The organism is Staphylococcus sp. HMSC072H03, assembly GCF_001809305.1.
Classification (GTDB): Bacteria; Bacillota; Bacilli; order Staphylococcales; family Staphylococcaceae; genus Staphylococcus; species Staphylococcus hominis.
The window spans coordinates 426-962 of sequence record NZ_KV796913.1 but is presented as its reverse complement, the minus strand read 5'-3'; the positions used below and the strand labels follow the sequence as shown (position 1 = coordinate 962).

1 protein-coding gene is annotated in these 537 nt (G+C 39.3%); it reads left to right on the top strand.

Going from position 1 to position 537, the window contains the following annotated elements; translation table 11 throughout:
- Nucleotides 1-537, top strand: a 537-nt coding sequence (locus HMPREF2578_RS11380; RefSeq protein WP_371089544.1) for a hypothetical protein, incomplete at both ends; no start/stop codon positions are given.

Here is a 537-nt window from a genome sequence, read left to right as displayed (position 1 = left end):
AGGAATGACGCCAGCGACAGCTGATAACTATAGAGCGAAGAAAGCAGAAGCAGAACGCATTAGTTCAGAAGCTCAAGGTGTGATTAATAACGGTGATGCGACAGCTGAAGAAATCAGTGATGAGAAAGTAAAAGTAGAAGAAGCATTAACTCAATTAACTGAAGCAAAAAATGCATTAAAAGCAGATAAGTTGGTGCTAGAACAAAAACGCCCAGGATTAAATCATGTAGGAGTTACCGAAGGTAAGAAACCAGCAAGTGTGACTGCATACAATAATGAAATGACTAAAATTCATGATGAACTTGAAGCAGCAAAAACAGAAGCAGATAGAGTGATTTATGATGACAATGCGACACCAGCCCAAGTGACAGCAGCTATCGCAAAAATAGATGCGGTACAACCAAAGTTAGACAATGCCATTAGTTTACTTCACGATAAAGAAAATAATAGTGAATTAGTTGAAGCAAAACGAAGATTAGATACCGCAACTAGTGAAGAAGATCCGACACCAGGAATGACGCCAGCGACAGCTGATAA